General features: G+C 40.0%; 12 protein-coding genes. 1 reads left to right on the forward strand and 11 read right to left on the reverse strand.

Features of this window, described 5'->3' with window-relative positions:
* Positions 1–155: 155 nt before the first annotated feature.
* The 8 genes from T501_RS08405 to T501_RS08440 all read right to left on the reverse strand — a co-directional run bounded on the left by T501_RS08405 (position 156) and on the right by T501_RS08440 (position 11,814).
* A complete protein-coding gene (locus T501_RS08405) occupies positions 156–1,643 on the reverse strand; it encodes a histidine kinase (RefSeq protein WP_044914284.1) in 1,488 nt (495 codons plus the stop codon).
* Positions 1,633–2,724, reverse strand: a complete 1,092-nt coding sequence (locus T501_RS08410) for a substrate-binding domain-containing protein (RefSeq protein WP_044914285.1) — start codon at positions 2,722–2,724, stop codon at positions 1,633–1,635. The genes T501_RS08405 and T501_RS08410 overlap by 11 nt, the downstream gene beginning before the upstream one ends.
* Positions 2,725–3,050: 326 nt before the next feature.
* Positions 3,051–3,674: a DNA alkylation repair protein gene (locus tag T501_RS08415; RefSeq protein WP_044914327.1), complete on the reverse strand. Its 624-nt coding sequence runs from the start codon at positions 3,672–3,674 to the stop codon at positions 3,051–3,053.
* A 141-nt stretch (positions 3,675–3,815) separates the two neighbouring features.
* Positions 3,816–5,399: a ribosome small subunit-dependent GTPase A gene (rsgA, locus tag T501_RS20135; RefSeq protein ID WP_050008207.1), complete on the reverse strand. Its 1,584-nt coding sequence runs from the start codon at positions 5,397–5,399 to the stop codon at positions 3,816–3,818.
* 331 nt (positions 5,400–5,730) lie between these two features.
* On the reverse strand, positions 5,731–7,356 hold the full coding sequence (rlmD, locus tag T501_RS08425) for a 23S rRNA (uracil(1939)-C(5))-methyltransferase RlmD (RefSeq protein WP_044914330.1): 1,626 nt from the start codon (positions 7,354–7,356) through the stop codon (positions 5,731–5,733).
* A 47-nt stretch (positions 7,357–7,403) separates the two neighbouring features.
* The gene (locus tag T501_RS08430; RefSeq protein ID WP_044914286.1) at positions 7,404–7,898 is read right to left on the reverse strand and encodes a tRNA (cytidine(34)-2'-O)-methyltransferase; all 495 of its coding nucleotides are present in this window, start codon (positions 7,896–7,898) and stop codon (positions 7,404–7,406) included.
* A gap of 11 nt (positions 7,899–7,909) precedes the next feature.
* Positions 7,910–9,343 carry a HAMP domain-containing sensor histidine kinase gene (locus T501_RS08435; RefSeq protein WP_026510122.1) on the reverse strand — a complete coding sequence of 478 codons (1,434 nt, stop codon included), beginning with the start codon at positions 9,341–9,343 and terminating at the stop codon, positions 7,910–7,912.
* A 200-nt stretch (positions 9,344–9,543) separates the two neighbouring features.
* Complete coding sequence (locus tag T501_RS08440; RefSeq protein ID WP_026510121.1) at positions 9,544–11,814, reverse strand: glycoside hydrolase family 3 C-terminal domain-containing protein; 2,271 nt, start codon at positions 11,812–11,814, stop codon at positions 9,544–9,546.
* Between the two features lie 237 nt (positions 11,815–12,051).
* On the opposite strand from T501_RS08440, the gene T501_RS08445 reads away from it, so the two are divergent.
* Positions 12,052–12,948 (forward strand): helix-turn-helix transcriptional regulator, encoded by an 897-nt coding sequence (locus tag T501_RS08445; RefSeq protein ID WP_044914287.1) that lies wholly within the window; start codon positions 12,052–12,054, stop codon positions 12,946–12,948.
* Position 12,949: 1 nt separating this feature from the next.
* On the opposite strand, the gene T501_RS08450 is transcribed toward T501_RS08445, so the two are convergent.
* From T501_RS08450 to T501_RS08460, 3 genes are read right to left on the reverse strand one after another with little or no spacing between them, the layout of a single operon-like run.
* On the reverse strand, positions 12,950–13,648 hold the full coding sequence (locus T501_RS08450; RefSeq protein ID WP_026510119.1) for a response regulator transcription factor: 699 nt from the start codon (positions 13,646–13,648) through the stop codon (positions 12,950–12,952).
* A 12-nt stretch (positions 13,649–13,660) separates the two neighbouring features.
* Entirely contained in the window at positions 13,661–16,042 is a 2,382-nt protein-coding gene (locus T501_RS08455; protein WP_044914289.1) for an endonuclease MutS2, read from the reverse strand.
* Complete coding sequence (locus tag T501_RS08460) at positions 16,042–16,989, reverse strand: 3'-5' exoribonuclease YhaM family protein (protein ID WP_044914290.1); 948 nt, start codon at positions 16,987–16,989, stop codon at positions 16,042–16,044. Before T501_RS08460 ends, T501_RS08455 begins: the two co-directional genes overlap by 1 nt.

Raw genomic sequence — 16,989 nt, forward strand, 5'->3', positions numbered from 1 at the left:
TTTTATTTGGCTCATTTTTGAATTCTTAAATATGAGCATTTTTTTATTTGAGCTCATTTTTGAATTCTTAAATATGAGCATCTTTTTATTTGAGCTCATTTTTGAATTCTTAAATATGAGCATCTTTTTTATTTAGGCTCATCAGAACATAAAGTTTATTCGTTTTCAACATTGGGAAGCGGAAGTCTTATTATAACTTCGCACCCCTTGTCTATACCTTCGCTTTTTATTGTCACGGCATCTTCTTTTCCGGTAAATATCCTTAGCCTTGATATTACATTGTCCATTCCGATACCGTTATTGTCGTACTGACCTTCCTTTTTACTCCAGTTTCCTACAAGAATTTTCTCTATATCCTCCTGCTCAATACCTTTCCCGTTATCACTGACACTGATGCAGGCATCGCTGTCTTCCCTGTAAATCTTAAGAGTAATGGTTCCCTTATCTCCCATTTCCCTTATTCCGTGATTTACTGCATTTTCCACCACAGGTTGCAGAATCATGTTAGGCATTGGTATTTTCAAAAGCCTCTCATCAATCTGCTTGTGATACTTGATATCCCCTGAAAATCTTACATTCAATATCCTTATGTAATTGTCCACCAACGTCATTTCTTCCCCAATAGTGACCTCTGTGTCATGGTTTTTAACATTATATCTGAAAAAATCTGCCACAGTCTGGACATATTCATAAGTTCTATCCGCAGATTCCATCATTGCCAGCTGAGCTCCCGCATTTAGTGTATTAAACAAAAAGTGCGGATTTATCTGTGCCTGAAGGTACTTGAGCTGAGCATCCTTAAGATGTGCCTCCATTGTAAGCTCTTTTTCCTGCATAAGGCGTTCCTTTTCCATACTCTCACGCTGTCTGATAATATACTCCTTGATGCTTATTATCATCTTGTTAAAGGCACCGATGACTATACCTATCTCATCATGATATTTTGTCTGAGGTATATTTGTATCAAAATTTCCTTCCGCTATCTCATTGGCTGAAACCGCAAGCTTCTTAAGAGGCTCGATCATCATGCCTACTATTGTGATGATACTGATGATGTTTCCGGTCATGACCAGCGTTAGAACCATTACGCTTATACTTTCAAAGGTTCTAAAGGCTGTGGCAAGCTCTGTATATCTCTCAGAATTGCTGATAAACTGCTCATTGTTAAGTCTCGAAATATAGGCATTTATATATTCATACAATTCTGTTGCACTCTCGTAATAGTTTCTGTATTTCTCTACGTTTCTTCCTCGTTTTGCCTCGACAGTCAAAGATACTTCCTCCAGATACTGCCCGGTCATGTTTTTTATATTTCTCCTCATCCTGCTAAAGGCAAGATCAGTTACCTCATCTCCTAGCTCATCGGAAAGCATCTGCAAGGTTTGCGCGCTTTTATAGTAGTTTTCCAGGGAATCCGTCGTCTTCGAACTAAGGTACACAGTCATATTATCCTGAACCTCTGTCAGAGAGTCAGTCAGTTCGTTCAACTGCCTATTGTCCTGGTATACCAATTCCATATCTATGGCCATTTTATTAATGCCCAGGATGAGAAATACATTAACTATGAAGATTATCATATTTGCAGCCAGATATATTCCGACTACCTTTTTTTGAAGGGGAAGATTAAAAAATTTATTCATCATTCTCCTCCGATTCTAAATAATCTGACACATTATTCTTGTTGATTAGCGTAACATCTGCGGTGAAATATTCACTTGTATTTCCAAATTCGTAGTAGTCCGATAACGCTTCTATGCAATATTCTCCCATCTGAGGTGTATCTATGGAAATTGTGGCATATACGATATTTTTCTCAATCGCGCTGACAATGGATTCAGAGTTGTAGTATCCGAGAATATTCACATCGCCAACTTTATTAAAATCAACAACCGCCTGGTATGCACAGACAGTATTCAGCTCATTTAAACATACGATTACATCCGGAATGCTTTTCTTGAGGAAAATATCTCTTATGGACTCTTCAACAGAAAATGGATTCTTATTATCTACAGGTACTATTGATATTGCAAACTCTGAATTTGTCGCATTTTCCTGATCCAGAGTCTCCTGAAGTCCCGATATTATAATATTCTGTCCACTGTCCTGGGCATCTGTATTGACAAGAACTGCTATCTGCATAGTCTTGCGGTGTCCCATTTTTGCAGACTCTATAAAATCTTCTCTTCTCTTTTCCTTGATAATATTGAAGATCTGCCTGCCGTATTCTCTTCCGATATTATAGCTTCCCACGCCAATAAAACTCAGCCTCTTGGAATGAGTGCTGTCTCCGTAAAGTGTTACAACCGGGATTCCCTTCCCATCTGCATCATTTATGAGCTGTGTCATTTCATCTGACTCATTTGCAAAAACTATTATTCCATCTACATTTGAAGCTATGGCTATTTTCATAAGCTGCTCACAGCTGTAATCTCCTGCAAGATTCTGCCCAAGGAGATCCACGTAGATATTCTCTTTTTGAGCAGCATCAAAAGCGCCTTTATATATCGATTGCCAGAAGTCAGACTTGTAATTATCGGTTATCATTACGTAATATTTATCATATTGCGTTACGTCCGATGCCTTCCTGAAATCTGCCATATAAAAGCGAAAAACAAGTGCTCCCACCACAAGTGTTGCAAGGGTAAAGAGCACAGTTATTATCAGCAGCAAATTCTGCTTATTAAATTTTGATGATGATTTATCTGATGATTCCTGTGTCCCCATATGATGAATTCTAACAGATTAGAACGTGGGGCTCAATGATGAGTATCAGCTAAGTTAAACTTGATATGGATATAGTATAGAAATCTTTTTCGACATTTTTAATTCGGACTTATTCTGCCTCATTCTTCTAAATTCTATTTTGAGGTAGGGAGCTGGAAAATCTTCTTTCTAACTCTTTTTGTCATTTTTGCATTTGCGGTAGTGGACTGATTGAAATTCTCCCTAACGCTTTTGACAATTTTTGCATTTGCGTTAGTGCACTGGCTGAAATTCTTGCCCTCAGCACAGCCAGTGCACTGAGCAGAACTGACTATACCCCGTTAACATCATACTTTCAGGGATTTCAGATACTTCTTCTGCTCATCTGTAATTCTTCTGCTCTCCACGCTTTTCTGAATCGCTTTGTTATGAGTCCAGTCATCAAGCCTTTTCTCCTCTATAAAAGGAAGGATACTTTCATACTGCTTGGCGAGGGCTGTCGCAAAATACCACGCGATCATCATATTGACGTAATACTCTTCTGATCTGAGTTTAGCCACCATCTCAGGATACTTGGAATCATAGTCCTCATCCAGAAAATGCTCCATCAACATGCCCACTCCGAATCTTATGGTATACGTCTTTTCTGAGCTGAGCCATTCCTTTATGTGTATAAACAGCTCCTCTTTATGCTTCTTAAAAATCTTTGGAGACATCTGATCACACGTAGCCCAGTTATCTACATAGGGTAGAAACTTCTCCAGCTCCTCCATACAATCATTCAGATCTTTTATACCGGAGATGATAAAGGCATGCAGCTGGTTTTCCTCAAAATACTTATGAGGTAATGCTCCAAGAAAATCTTTATAATTTCCGGCCTTCAAAATTTCTTTTGCCATTGTCTTAAGCTCCGGAGTCCTCACTCCGATTATTGACTCCGGATTTACATTAGGTATGATTTTTATCTGCATATCACGATACTTCAGATCCTGAAGATCATACAATTTTCTGTGCAAATCCTCCAATAAACCAAAAAAATTCGCATCCTTCAGATACTCTCCCGGTGAACTTTTTCTGTTTTTATCTATGTCCATCATCAACACTTCTCTCCGTCAATCCCACATATTTCTCTTATTATTCTTTTTATAGGCTTTTGCCCATTTGGATATTTCTTTTTTCATAGCATGGTTGTTTGTATTCTCCCTGCCCAGATTTTTGTATAGCTCATACCTCTTTGCAGACAGTTCTCCGCTTGCGATGGCTGCTTTGATCGCACAACCCGGTTCTGTATCGTGCCTGCAATTACTGAACCGGCATCTGCTCTCCAATTCCACAATATCTGAAAATGTTTCATCAATTCCATCCTGCACATTGGCCATTCCGACTTCTCGCATACCTGGCGTATCTATGATCGTAACACCATTTGAAAGTTCAATCAGCTTCCGATATGTGGTTGTGTGTCTTCCCTTGTCATCATCTTCTCTGATCTCAGATGTCTTCATGGTCTCTTCGCCGGTAATGGAATTTATCAGCGTTGATTTTCCAGCACCTGAAGATCCCATCAGGCAAATGGTAGTTCCGGGTGTCATGTAATCCCCCAGTTCCTCAAGGCCAATACCGTAAATTGCAGAAATTGCATGAGCACGCACTTTGTCGGAAATCTGTTCCACTTCGCGCACATATCTTCCGGGACTTGTGCAAAGATCGGATTTTGTAAGAATAACAACAGGCTCAGTTCCTCCCTGAATGGCAATGCTTACATATCTGGCTATACGATTATAGCTGTAGTCTTCATTAAGGGAAGTAACGATAAACAGGTAATCCACATTTGCTGCCATATATTGCATGACTCCTGTTTTAGCCTGATCAGGCCGCTGCAAAAAATTTTGCCTCTCACAAACAGACAAGATCACGGAATCCCCCTGCCTGTTATACAAAAATGTCACATAGTCGCCTACAACCGGAAGCTTTTCTGCGTCTTCCTCATAAAAACTCCCTTTCAGCTTTGCCGGAATCTCCTGCTCCCAGAACATGATCTTATAGCTGTTTTTGTTAACCTCTGAAATTCTTCCCAATTTTTCAACATGAAGCCACTGACAGGAAAGCTTTAATGGCTTGTAATAAGGAAATCCCTTCGTAAAATCTTCTATTTCTTTCTCATCCTCACACGTTTCAAAGACAGGCGCTTCATAAAAATATCCATGAATATCTTCAAATTCTTCATTCAGCGGAAGTGCCATAAAAGCATCAGAATTTCCAAATGCCGGATGATGAATATCAAAGTGATCACAGGTCAAAAAGCCGTGTTTTGGATAATACTCCGGTTCACCACAAATCACAATTCCTTTATATCCGGCTGCCTTTGCCAAAGGCAAAGTTTCTTTTAACAGAAGCGCACCTATCCCCATACTGAAGCAGGTAGGTTCCACTGCAAGCGGGCCGAATGTCAGTACTTCATGCTCCTTATCTCCATCTACCACCTTGGCTCTGGAATAAAAAATAGCCCCTACTACTTTTCCGTCAAGCTCTGCAATTCGGCTAAGATCAGGTAAATACTCATCAGCATGACGAAGCTTATTTACAAGCAGATGCTCATTACACCCAGGACCGTGTATATTCCAGAAAGCTCGCATTGTCATTAGTTCTGTAACATAATAATCATCCTTTGTTTCTTTTCTGATTATAATATTATTCAATTTTTTGTCTCCTTTATATATCTTACTTGATTAAATTCGCAATTATCTTGATAGTATGGAGACCTTCTATAACGGAAAACCGCCTAAAAAAGGCAAAAGAAAACCGTGACAAACACGCCACGGTCAAAACCCCAAATCATCTGAATACTAATTAAAAGGCAGAAACCGAGGTCATCATACTATTTACAGTTACAATCTCTATTTTCACAACACTCATCATGATTACCTCTCTTTCTTTTATATTTTTTCGATAACATAATTATTATCCCAGATAAACTATTATGTCAATCCCTCTAACAATTTTGTGAGAACAGAACTGATATTGTCGTCCCTAGGTAGCCCTACCGCCCGTATTATCAAGCTTTTCATCATCTACATCTATCTCGATATGTCCGTCAACTCTTTTGTCACCTAAAAGTACTACCGTTTCTACATGCACAGTGTTCGGAAAGAGATCGCAGGGCGTTACATTCTTTAACTCATAGCCGCCGTCAACCAGGATCCTTAAGTCTCTGGCAAGGGTTGCTGAGTCACAGCTGACGTAAACAATCTTCTCAGGATGCATTTTTAACATCGTTTCGAGGCAGTTTATGTCACAACCTTTTCTTGGCGGGTCTACAACTATTACATCAGGAGACAATGCGCGTTTACGTTTTTCTTCATCAGAGCTGTTTATTTCCGGATTGCCATCGCCTATGGCATTTAGTTTTCCATCATAAAAAGCAGGAAGAACTTCCTCTGCTTTTCCAACAAAGAATGTTGCATTATCTATATTATTATTTGCCGCATTTTCTCTGGCATTTTCAATGGCCTGTGGGATAACTTCCACCCCGTATACGTGCCCTGCTGTCCTTGCCATGGAAAGACTGATTGTTCCTATCCCGCAATACAGGTCCCATACTGTCTCATTACCTGTAAGATTTGCATAATTAATTGCTGTATTGTAGAGCTTTTCAGTCTGGACAGGATTCACCTGATAAAATGAAAGTGGTGAAATCCTGAATTCTATGCCACAAAGAGTATCTGTAATATAATCCTCCCCCCATAAAGTGTGGATTTCTTTTCCAAGGATTACATTGGTCTTTTCATTGTTAATATTAACTGTGATACTCTTGATGCCATTTATTCTAAGCAGTCTGTCTATCAGCTCCTGCTGCCCTGTAATATAAGATTCCTTACGATCATTCTCTCTTTTCTCAGAACCCTTTTGTTTCTTGTTTCCTTTTTGTGAATTGATAACAAAGCAAACCATGATTTCACCGCTGGTAAAGCCTTTGCGGATAAGAACATGGCGGAAAACTCCTTTACCGGTAGCTTCATCATAGGCTTTGATATTGTGTTTTTTCATGTGATCGATGACAATATCAAGAATTTCTTTGTTCTCTTTTACTCCAAGGAGACAGTCCTCAACAGGAATAATTGAATGAGTCCTTCCGGCATAAAAACCTGCTATAGGATTACCGTTTTTATCTGTTCCAATTGGAAACTGAGCCTTGTTCCTGTATCTAAAATAAGCCGGAACATCATTATCTTTGCTATTGTCCAGATCAGAATCTTCCATGCCAATTATAGGCTCCATAATGCTATCAACAAATTCAGCATCAAAACTGCCAAGTCTCACCAGGTTGTTTCTTACCTTATTTTTCTTAAATTCAAGCTGTTTCTTGTAATCAAGATTCTGAATCTGACAGCCTCCACAAGCTCTTGAGACAGGACACTTTGGCTCCACGCGGTATTTTGAAGCTTCTATGATCTCATCCAAATGAGCATAAGCATAATTTTTCTTACTTTTCATTATGCTGACCTTAACAAGATCACCAATAACAGCGTCTTTCACAAAAAGGGTATAGCCCTCTACCTTGCCAATACCCTCTCCGTCGTTACCTATATCTTCTATTCTTACTGTCAGAATATCACCCTTTTTATATGTGAAATTCCCATTACTCTTATTTGCCACTACGCACTCCTACTCTCAATTCCTTTATATTGTTCGTTAAGTAACATTCACTCTTTCCAGTGCAATCTGTGCAGCTCCCCTTCTTCCTCCATTCCGGGAAAACCGTTCTGTCTAAGGGCTTCATAAAGCACAATTGCTACTGAATTAGATAAATTGAGGGACCTGATATCATGACCCATGGGTATTCTGATACAGTCCTCCTCATTATCAACCAGTATCTCTTCCGGAATTCCGGCGCTTTCTTTTCCAAACATTATGTAATCATCGGGGCCAAAGGAAACTTCCGTGTAGGACCGTTTCGCCTTGGTAGTAGCAAGCCATACCTTTGCACCGGGATGCTTTTCCTTAAAATCTTCATAATTGGTATATCTCGTATAGTCCAGCTTATCCCAGTAATCCATTCCTGCCCTCTTCAAATCCTTACCATGAAGCGCAAATCCAAGAGGCTCTATTAAATGAAGTGAACTTCCTGTTGCCACGCAGGTTCTTCCTATATTGCCGGTATTTTGCGGTATCTCCGGCTGATGTAAAACTATATGCATAAAAACTCCTTTTAATCCTCGTCGCTATCCATGGATGCAGCCTTTGGTATTGAGAAAATAAACTCAGTACCCACTCCGACTGTCGATATACAATTAATGTTTTCTCCATGTGCTTTAATGATCTCTTTTACTATGGAAAGGCCAAGTCCTGTACCTTTCTTGTCCTTACCTCTCGATGAATCGGATTTATAAAATCTCTCGAAGACCATCTTCTGATCTTCCTTTGGAATTCCGATCCCGCTATCTTTTACAGATACGAAAACCTTGCTCTTTTTCTCAGTGGTCTCTATCTTTATCACCGAATCATGATGGCTGAATTTAATCGCATTATCAAGAAGATTATATAAAACCTGCTGAATCTTACTCATATCAGCATTTACCAGCATCTTATCATCCGTGAGCACAAGCTCTATCGCAATTTTCTTTTCAAGGCATGTCATCTCAAAAGAAGCTGCTGTATTTCTTATTACCTGATTTATGTCAAAATCAGCCTTTTCAAGAAGCATTCCTCTGGCATTAAGATTATTGAGAGTGAGGAGCCCGTTGGTCAGCTTGGTAAGTCGCTCAGTCTCATTTAAAACTATTCCCAGATATTTTTCGTGCATTTCAAGAGGAATCGTCCCGTCAAGCATAGCCTCAATATAACCACGTATTGAAGTTAACGGAGACCTGAAATCATGAGATACATTTGCAACAAACTTCTTCTGATCATCCTCCTGTCTTGCTATTTCACCAGCCATATAGGAAAGGGATGCAGCAAGATATCCCATTTCATCCTCTGATTCCACCGAGAACTCGTAGTCCATATTTCCAGCGGCATATTCTTCAGTTGCCTGTGTAATACGCCTTAAAGGGATATAAACAAGCTCTGTGAAAAAGATCAGTATTATCAGTGAAAGAAGGAACAGCACTATAAGCATCAGATATGAGATGTTTAAATATTCATCTGCAGTTTTGCGAATCTCACTCATCGGAGTGTGAATGATTACATAAGCCTGCACCTTATAGCTTGCTGTTATCGGAGCAAAGACGCTTAATGTATCCTCTTGAAAATATCCCCAGAAATCACCGATGGTATAATAAGTACCACCTGTGGCAGTGGGGTCAAAGCCTTCTATCTTGATCTCTTCGCCCTGCTCTATCACAGTTGATGAGTCAAGAACAAGTCTTCCTGAAGGGTTGACTATCCATATCCTCGCTCCGTCCATGTATTTAGATAGCGCATATAGCTGTCTCTGTACCGTATCCAGTGAAGTTTCACTGTTATAAAGATCAGCAGCGTAAGTATTTGCAATCTGCGTAGCCTCGGAATATAAGCTCTCAGCCTTTTCCCTTCGGCAGTGCTCCATTGTCATATTTGATACAAAGGTTGCCACCATAATAAAGCCAAATATGGCAAACAGTAAGTATGCTATTAAAAATTTTAGATATAGTGTTCTTTTCATGATTCTCAGCCATCACTCATTTACTTTTGTCCTTATCATCAATCATTATAGCAACTAAGCTCTCTACTGGCAAAGAAATAGGGCAGGACGATCGTCCTGCCCGAAATATAGTGATACAGTATTCCCTAAATACTATATCTTAAGACTGTGTGAACCCAAAAGAGTATTGGCGTTCTGATAGTCTTTAGTTATAGAGCTCCTTACTTTTGGCCGAGTGCAGCGCCTATTGCGCTCAAAAGCTGCTCCATACCTTCCTCATTTAACATTCCAAAGGACATAAGAGATTTGATAGGCATAAATCTCATCATTGCCTGCATCATAGCATCTCCTACTGCTTCATTTGAATCGCCAAAGGGTGAATTTTCAGCTGCCTTCCTCATCATCTCATCAACGATGGGCTTAGTAACAGGGTTAGCCATGAGTTCTCCAACAGTAAGAGAAGTATCACATCTCATGGGCTTAACCTTCTTTGTTTCAAAGCTTATCTCTTCACGAAGAGTGATATTATCACTGGAATTACCTACAAGAAGCTCATATTTTCCTGAAGGAGCAAACCAGTCACCCATGCTCTCTTCGAAATATGAAAGTGATCTTGCATCGATTTCCATCTCTACGGTCTTGGTCTCACCGGGTGCAACTTCAACCTTAGCGAATCCCTTAAGCTCTTTAACCGGTCTGTCAAAGGTTCCGTTCAAATCACCAACATAGAGCTGAACAACCTCTTTACCTGTGACATTTCCTGTATTCTTTACATCAACACAAACCTTGATTGTTGTCTCATCAGTCATCTTGTCTGATGAAAGCTTCATGTTTGAAAGCTCAAAGGTTGTGTATGAAAGTCCATGTCCGAATGCCCATCTTACAGGCATCATCTTCTTATCATAGTAACGATATCCGACATAAACACCCTCTGCATAGTTGCACTTTACAGGATCAGTGTTGAAGTTAAGGTATGAAGGATTATCCTGTACTCTAAAAGGGAAAGTCTCTGCCAGATGTCCGCTGGGATTCTTTTCACCATATAAAAGCTGATCTGTTGCCTCGCCTACACCCTGGCCTGCAAGGTACATTTCAAGAATAGCTGCTACATCATCTGCCCAGGGAGTTTCAACAGGGCTACCATTGTGAAGAACAACTACTGTGTTTTCATTTACTGCAGCAACTGCTTCAATAAGCTCATTTTGTGCAGCAGGCATGTTCATGTTTGCACGGTCATATCCCTCAGACTCAATAACGTCCGGAAGACCTGCAAAAATTACTACAACATCTGCGCCCTTAGCAGCAGCAATAGCCTTGTCGAGCTCTGCCTTATCAAGAGGCTCGTCCTTCTGTCCCGGGAATCCCATTACATATTCTACGTTTCTTCCCTTTGCCTTTGCGGAATCAAGAGCACTTGTAACCTTTGATGAATTTATGTGGCTTGAACCACCGCCCTGATATCTTGGCCTTTCTGCATATTCACCGATATAGACTATCTTTTTAGCAGGATCAAGAGGAAGAATACCATTGTTCTCAAGAAGAACGCCGCACTCTGTTGCTGCTGATACAGCTTTTTCATGATCCGCATCTCTATCGAATACTACGCCTTCCTTCTTATTGTCCAGGTAGTCATATACTACTGTAAGAATTCTTTCACAAGCTCTGTCTACCAGCTTTTCATCAAGGCTTCCGTCCTTGACTGCAGCTACTATCTTAGCGTCGTTAACTGATGAGTCACCGGGCATCTCAAGTTCGAGACCTGCTCTTATTCCCTGTACTCTGTCATTAATTGCGCCCCAGTCTGTCATTACGAAGCCTTCAAATCCCCAATCATCTCTTAAAACCTTGGTGAGAAGCCATTCGTTATCAGCTGAATATGTGCCATTTATCTTGTTGTATGAGCACATTACAGTCTTGGGCTGTGCTTCCTTAACTGCTATCTCAAAAGGCGGGAAGTATATTTCACGCATGGTTCTCTCTGAAACCTCAGAAGAATTGCTCATACGGAAATACTCCTGGTTGTTGAGTGCAAAATGTTTGATGCTTGTGCCCACATGACGGCTCTGTACACCGTTTATATAAGCTGCTGCCATCTTACCGGCAAGGTAAGGATCTTCTGAAAAATACTCAAAGTTTCTACCACAAAGAGGGCTTCTCTTTATATTTACTGCAGGTCCGAGAACTATTGATAAATTCTCTGCCTGACACTCATCACCGATTGCCTCACCCATTTTTCCTATCATTTCAGTATCAAAGCTTGATGCTGTAGCACAAGCTGCCGGAAAACATACTGCTTTAATACTGTCATTAATTCCAAGGTGATCACCCTCTTCATCCTGTTTACGAAGACCGTGAGGTCCATCTGACATCATAAACTTTGGAATACCAAGCCTTTCAACAGCCTTTGTATGCCAAAAATCTGCGCCTCCGCAAAGTCCGGCTTTTTCTTCAAGTGTCATCTCTGATACAAGTTTTTTTACGTCTGTAGCCATGGTTCCTTTCTTTTATACTGTTCACCCCTTACGGTGTTCACAGCAATTTTCCTTTCATTTAATAATAAATCCAACATCATTATGATAGTATTGAGAAGCGTCACATGATATAATAAATCACATTAAAATATAAGATTTCACTTGTAAAATTTGAGGTAAATCCTTGTTTAAATTGTCGTTATAATTCCGGAATCAAAAACAGGATTTTACCTTTATTTAACATAATTCGAGGCATTTATGACTAAGAAAACCGCAAAATCACATATAGACCAAAAGCAAAGTTCGAACCCCTCAAAAGCCCCGGACTTCAATGATCCTAAGGAGCTACAGAAAAATCTTGCTTTTCTCGAAAAATCCATAAGAGATGATTATAAGGAGATAATAAGCTCCGTAGATGATCATATTTTTATGACTCAGGACACCCCCGGTGCCGATACCGGCACAAGACGAATCCAGGAAAAGGCATTATATTACTACGTATCTTCAGGGGATATCACAAAAATAGATGAGATCGTAGCTATATCTGTAGAAAACTCAGACAAGCTTCCAACTCTGGACAATAACATATATGGTGATGTTTCTGAGGATCCTCTTCTTTACTCAAAATATATGCTCATAGCCAGTGTAACTCTGGCCACAAGAGCCGCTATAGATGGCGGTCTTGCAGAACATATAGCTTATGCCATAAGTGATGGATTCCTTAGACATATGGACAAGCAGACCAATATACAGAAAATAAATATGCTTAGCAATAAGGCTCTGCGCACTCTTACTTACGCAGTCCATGATTACAATTACAGAAATTGCAGTCTTATTACCAAAAACTGCTGCGACTTTATTCTTCGTCACCTTCACGATGATATAAGAATGAAGACTCTCGCCGAGCTTACTCATAGATCCCCGAATTATATTTCAGATCTTTTTCAGAAGGAGCTTGGTGTTCGCCCAACAATTTTTATAAGGGATAAGAAGCTTGAGTATGCCAGGGTAATGCTTGAAACAACTGACCTTCCTGTAAGTTCCGTTTCTGACCTTCTGGCATTTCCTTCAACAAGCAGTTTTATCACATATTTCAATAAAAAATATGGAACCACTCCCCTGCAGTATCGCAGTAAAAGAAGCAGTTCCATGTAAATCATGATACTTCAAATTTGTAGCCAATGCCCCAGATTGTAGCTATTCTCCAGGTTTCGTGATCTTTTATTTTTTCACGAAGCCTTTTTATATGAACATCTACAGTTCTGGTATCTCCTACATATTCATATCCCCAAATCTGATCGAGCAGTTGTTCTCTCGTAAATACGCGGTTTGGTGATGAAGCAAGGAAATATAAAAGCTCCAGTTCCTTTGGTGGCATGTCTATTCGTGAACCCTGATAATTAACTGAATAGTTAGTCATATTGATTTCAAGGTCCTGATATTTTACAACCTTATCATCAGAAGCCTCAACCTCAGTCACAATGGGCTTGTAACGTCGAAGCACTGCCTTAACTCTTGCCACAAGTTCCTTTGAATCAAAGGGCTTTTCCATATAATCGTCAGCCCCCATCTCAAGTCCCAATACCTTATCAAAAACTTCTCCCTTAGCTGAAAGCATTATTATAGGTGTCTGTGACTTGGTTCTAAGTTCTCTGCAGACCTGATAACCGTCTATTCCGGGAAGCATCAGATCAAGAAGAACCAGATTTGGCTCAAAAGTATCAAATGCTGCAAGTGCTGACTCTCCATCCCCTACAATCAGAGTATCAAAACACTCTTTTACAAGATAAAGTGATATAAGTTCTGCAATGTTGCTATCATCATCGACAATTAGTATTTTTTGTTTTGCTACCATTTTTCCCCCAGTTTACTTAATAAAGGTAACTATCGTTACTCCGGAATCACCTTCTCCAAATTCTCCAAGCTTAAAGGACTTAACATAAGGAGCTGACTTTAAATGATCATGGACTGCCTGTCGCAGTATTCCAGATCCCTTACCATGAACAACTCTCACAGAAGGAAGATGGGATACATATGCACTGTCCAGATATTTATCAAGCTCTGCTATTGCATCCGCACTGTTTAGCCCAATAAGATTTATTTCTGTTCTGATGTTTCGCGCTCCGGACAGATCCATCTTATGCTGTCCGTAGAACTTCTTCATCTGTTCTTTTCCGGACTCTTCCTTAATAAGCTCAAGATCGTCAATATGCGCCCTTGATTTCATGATACCACACTGCACCATTACATTACCGTCTTTGTCAGGCTTAGTGCTTATTGTTCCCTTCATTCCCATTGAAATGATTCTTACGGTATCACCAATATGAATCTGTGTGGGCTTAAGCTTCTTGTGGCCCGCAGTCTGAGGCTTATTCTTAATTGAAAGCTTCTGGTTCTTGTCAGATATCTTTTTGTTTACACTCTGTCTGGCCTTTTCCAGATCCTGCATAGATATTCCGGCTTCGGCCTTTCGCATGATTCTTATGGTCTCATCAGCAGTATCCTTGGCTTCCTGTAAAATAGCCTTGGCTTCTTCATTGGCCTCGCGAAGTATTTTCTCTCTGGATTCATCCAGCTTATTCTGTTTACCCTGAAGTTCTTCCTTAAGTTTCTCAACCTCTTTACGGTAACGCTCTATCTCTAGGCGTTCATTTTCTATAGTAACCCTGCTGTTTTCAAGATCTGTCAGAAGATCTTCAAACTTACGGTTATCCTGACTTATCTGCTCCCCTGCGGCATCAATGATCTCCTGAGGAAGTCCGAGTCTCTTGGAGATTGCAAACGCATTACTCTTTCCGGGAATGCCAATAAGCAATCTATATGTTGGTCTTAAGGATTCGACATCAAACTCGCAGCTTGCATTCTGTATTCCATTGGTTGTAAGTGCGTAAACCTTAAGCTCACTGTAGTGAGTAGTAGCCATGGTTCTGATTCCGCGCTCATGCAAGTGGTTTAGTATTGAGATAGCAAGAGCAGCTCCCTCTGTAGGATCAGTTCCTGCTCCAAGCTCGTCAAAAAGACACAGAGAATTCTCATCAGCATTCTCCAAAATGTGTACAGTATTCGTCATGTGAGAAGAGAACGTTGAAAGACTCTGCTCAATACTCTGCTCATCACCAATATCTGCATAAATCTCATTAAATACTGAGAGTTCTGATCTGTCTCCTGCAGGAATTGCCATTCCTGCCTGTCCCATAAGTGTAAGGAGTCCTACTGTTTTAAGTGTGACTGTCTTACCACCGGTATTGGGACCTGTTATTATAATCATGTCGAAATCTTTTCCGGCATAAACATCTATCGGGACTGCCTTCTTTTTATCAAGAAGAGGATGCCTTCCCTTGATGATATTGAAATAATGATTCTCATTAAAAATAGGCGTTATTGCATTTTGTGATAAAGCAAGGGATGCTTTTGCAAATACAAAATCCAGCTCTGTCATAATAGCCGCATCATCTGATAAGGCCGTAAGATAGCTTCCTACTTCCTCTGAAATCCTGGCAAGTATCACTTCTATCTCAGCCTTCTCCATCCCTGCCAACTCTCTAAGCTTATTATTAAGCTCTACTATAACTGCAGGCTCAATAAAAAGTGTGGAACCTGTGGATGACTGATCATGTACAATTCCGTTAACCTGATTTTTATACTCAGCTCTAACAGGAATGCAATAACGGTCTCCTCTCATGGTAACAACTGCTTCCTGCAGGTATGTCCTCAGGGAACCATTTACCATTTTACCCAGCTGGTCATGAATCCTGTCACCGGTTATCTGGATATCTCTCCTGATATGCCTTAAGTTGGCACTTGCATCAGAAGATATCTCGTCTTCTGATATTATGCAGCGCCTTATCTCAGCAGCAATTGGAGTAAGCGGTTCAAGACCATCAAAAAGATCTGAAAGAACATCTCTTGTGTCTTCAACCTTATCTGCTCTTCCATAGCTTTTTACTCTGTTAACATTGTCCAGAAACCCTGCAATATTTAAAAGCTGTGGAGCATCAAGGGAGCTTCCTATCTTCAAAGCTTTGAGATAGCCGGATAAATCCTTGTTACTTCCAAAGGAAACCGATCCCTTTTTAAAAATTCTTGATATGGCAGCTTCAGTCTTTTTCTGATTCCTCTGAATCTCCCTTATGTCAGATGATGGCAGAAGCTCCCTGCACATTCTCTTTCCGGGTTCAGATGTTGCATGTTCTGATAGCTGCTCGATAATCTTATCATATTCAAGTACGTGTAAAACTTTTGCATTCATTATGATTCAACCCTGGTATCAAAAAGGTTGCTCTCTAGTAATCTGTTAAATCCTAGCCAACCTACTTCATTTGTGTTTTCAAGTATCTCTGTAAATGTTTCGAGCTTGGCATCTGTATTGTCTGCAAGATGAAGCGCAAGTGCCTCAATTATAGCCGGCACCTTTGGTGATCCATATTCATATTTTCCATGATGAGACAAAATACAGTGCTGGAGTTCCTGCTTCAAAAGAATCGGGAAACCATCGATATCCCTTATCTTCTCGGCGATCATTTCACTACCCTCTACAATATGTCCAAGGAACTGACCTTCATCCGTGTAATCATTCATCGGGAAAAGTGAAAGTTCTCTGGTTTTTCCTATATCGTGGCATATAGCAGCTGTGATCAGAAGGTCTCTGTTAATAGCAGGATATGCCTTTGAAAAATAATCGCACATTCTGGTAACACTTAATGTATGCTCCAACAGGCCTCCTACAAAACCGTGATGAACAGATTTTGCTGCAGATGATTTTCTAAATGCTTTTATGAATTCCTCATCCTTTACAAAAAGAGAATCAAGAAGAGCCCTTAAATAATGATTGTTAACAGTATTGATCAGTGAAAGCAGGTCTTTGAACATCTCATCATTATTCTTGGATGATACAGGAAGATATAAAGATTCATCATACTCACCTTCATGGCAGAGACGTGCTCTTTTGATATTTACCTGAAGTGCTCCATTAAAGCTTGTCACCTCGCCATATACATCAATGTAATCAAGTGAATCAAAATCATCTATTCCTTCACTATTGGGATCCCAGACCTTAGCATCCACTGTTCCGGTTTTATCCTGCAAGGTCACAGAGTAGTATGTCTTTCCATTTTTTGTTGTAGCAGTCTGAATATGCTTGCAGAAATATATATCTGCTACTCTGTCACCTGAATTAAAATCTTTGATAAATTTCAT

This window comes from Butyrivibrio sp. WCE2006 (assembly GCF_000701985.1).
Taxonomy (GTDB): Bacteria; Bacillota; Clostridia; order Lachnospirales; family Lachnospiraceae; genus Butyrivibrio.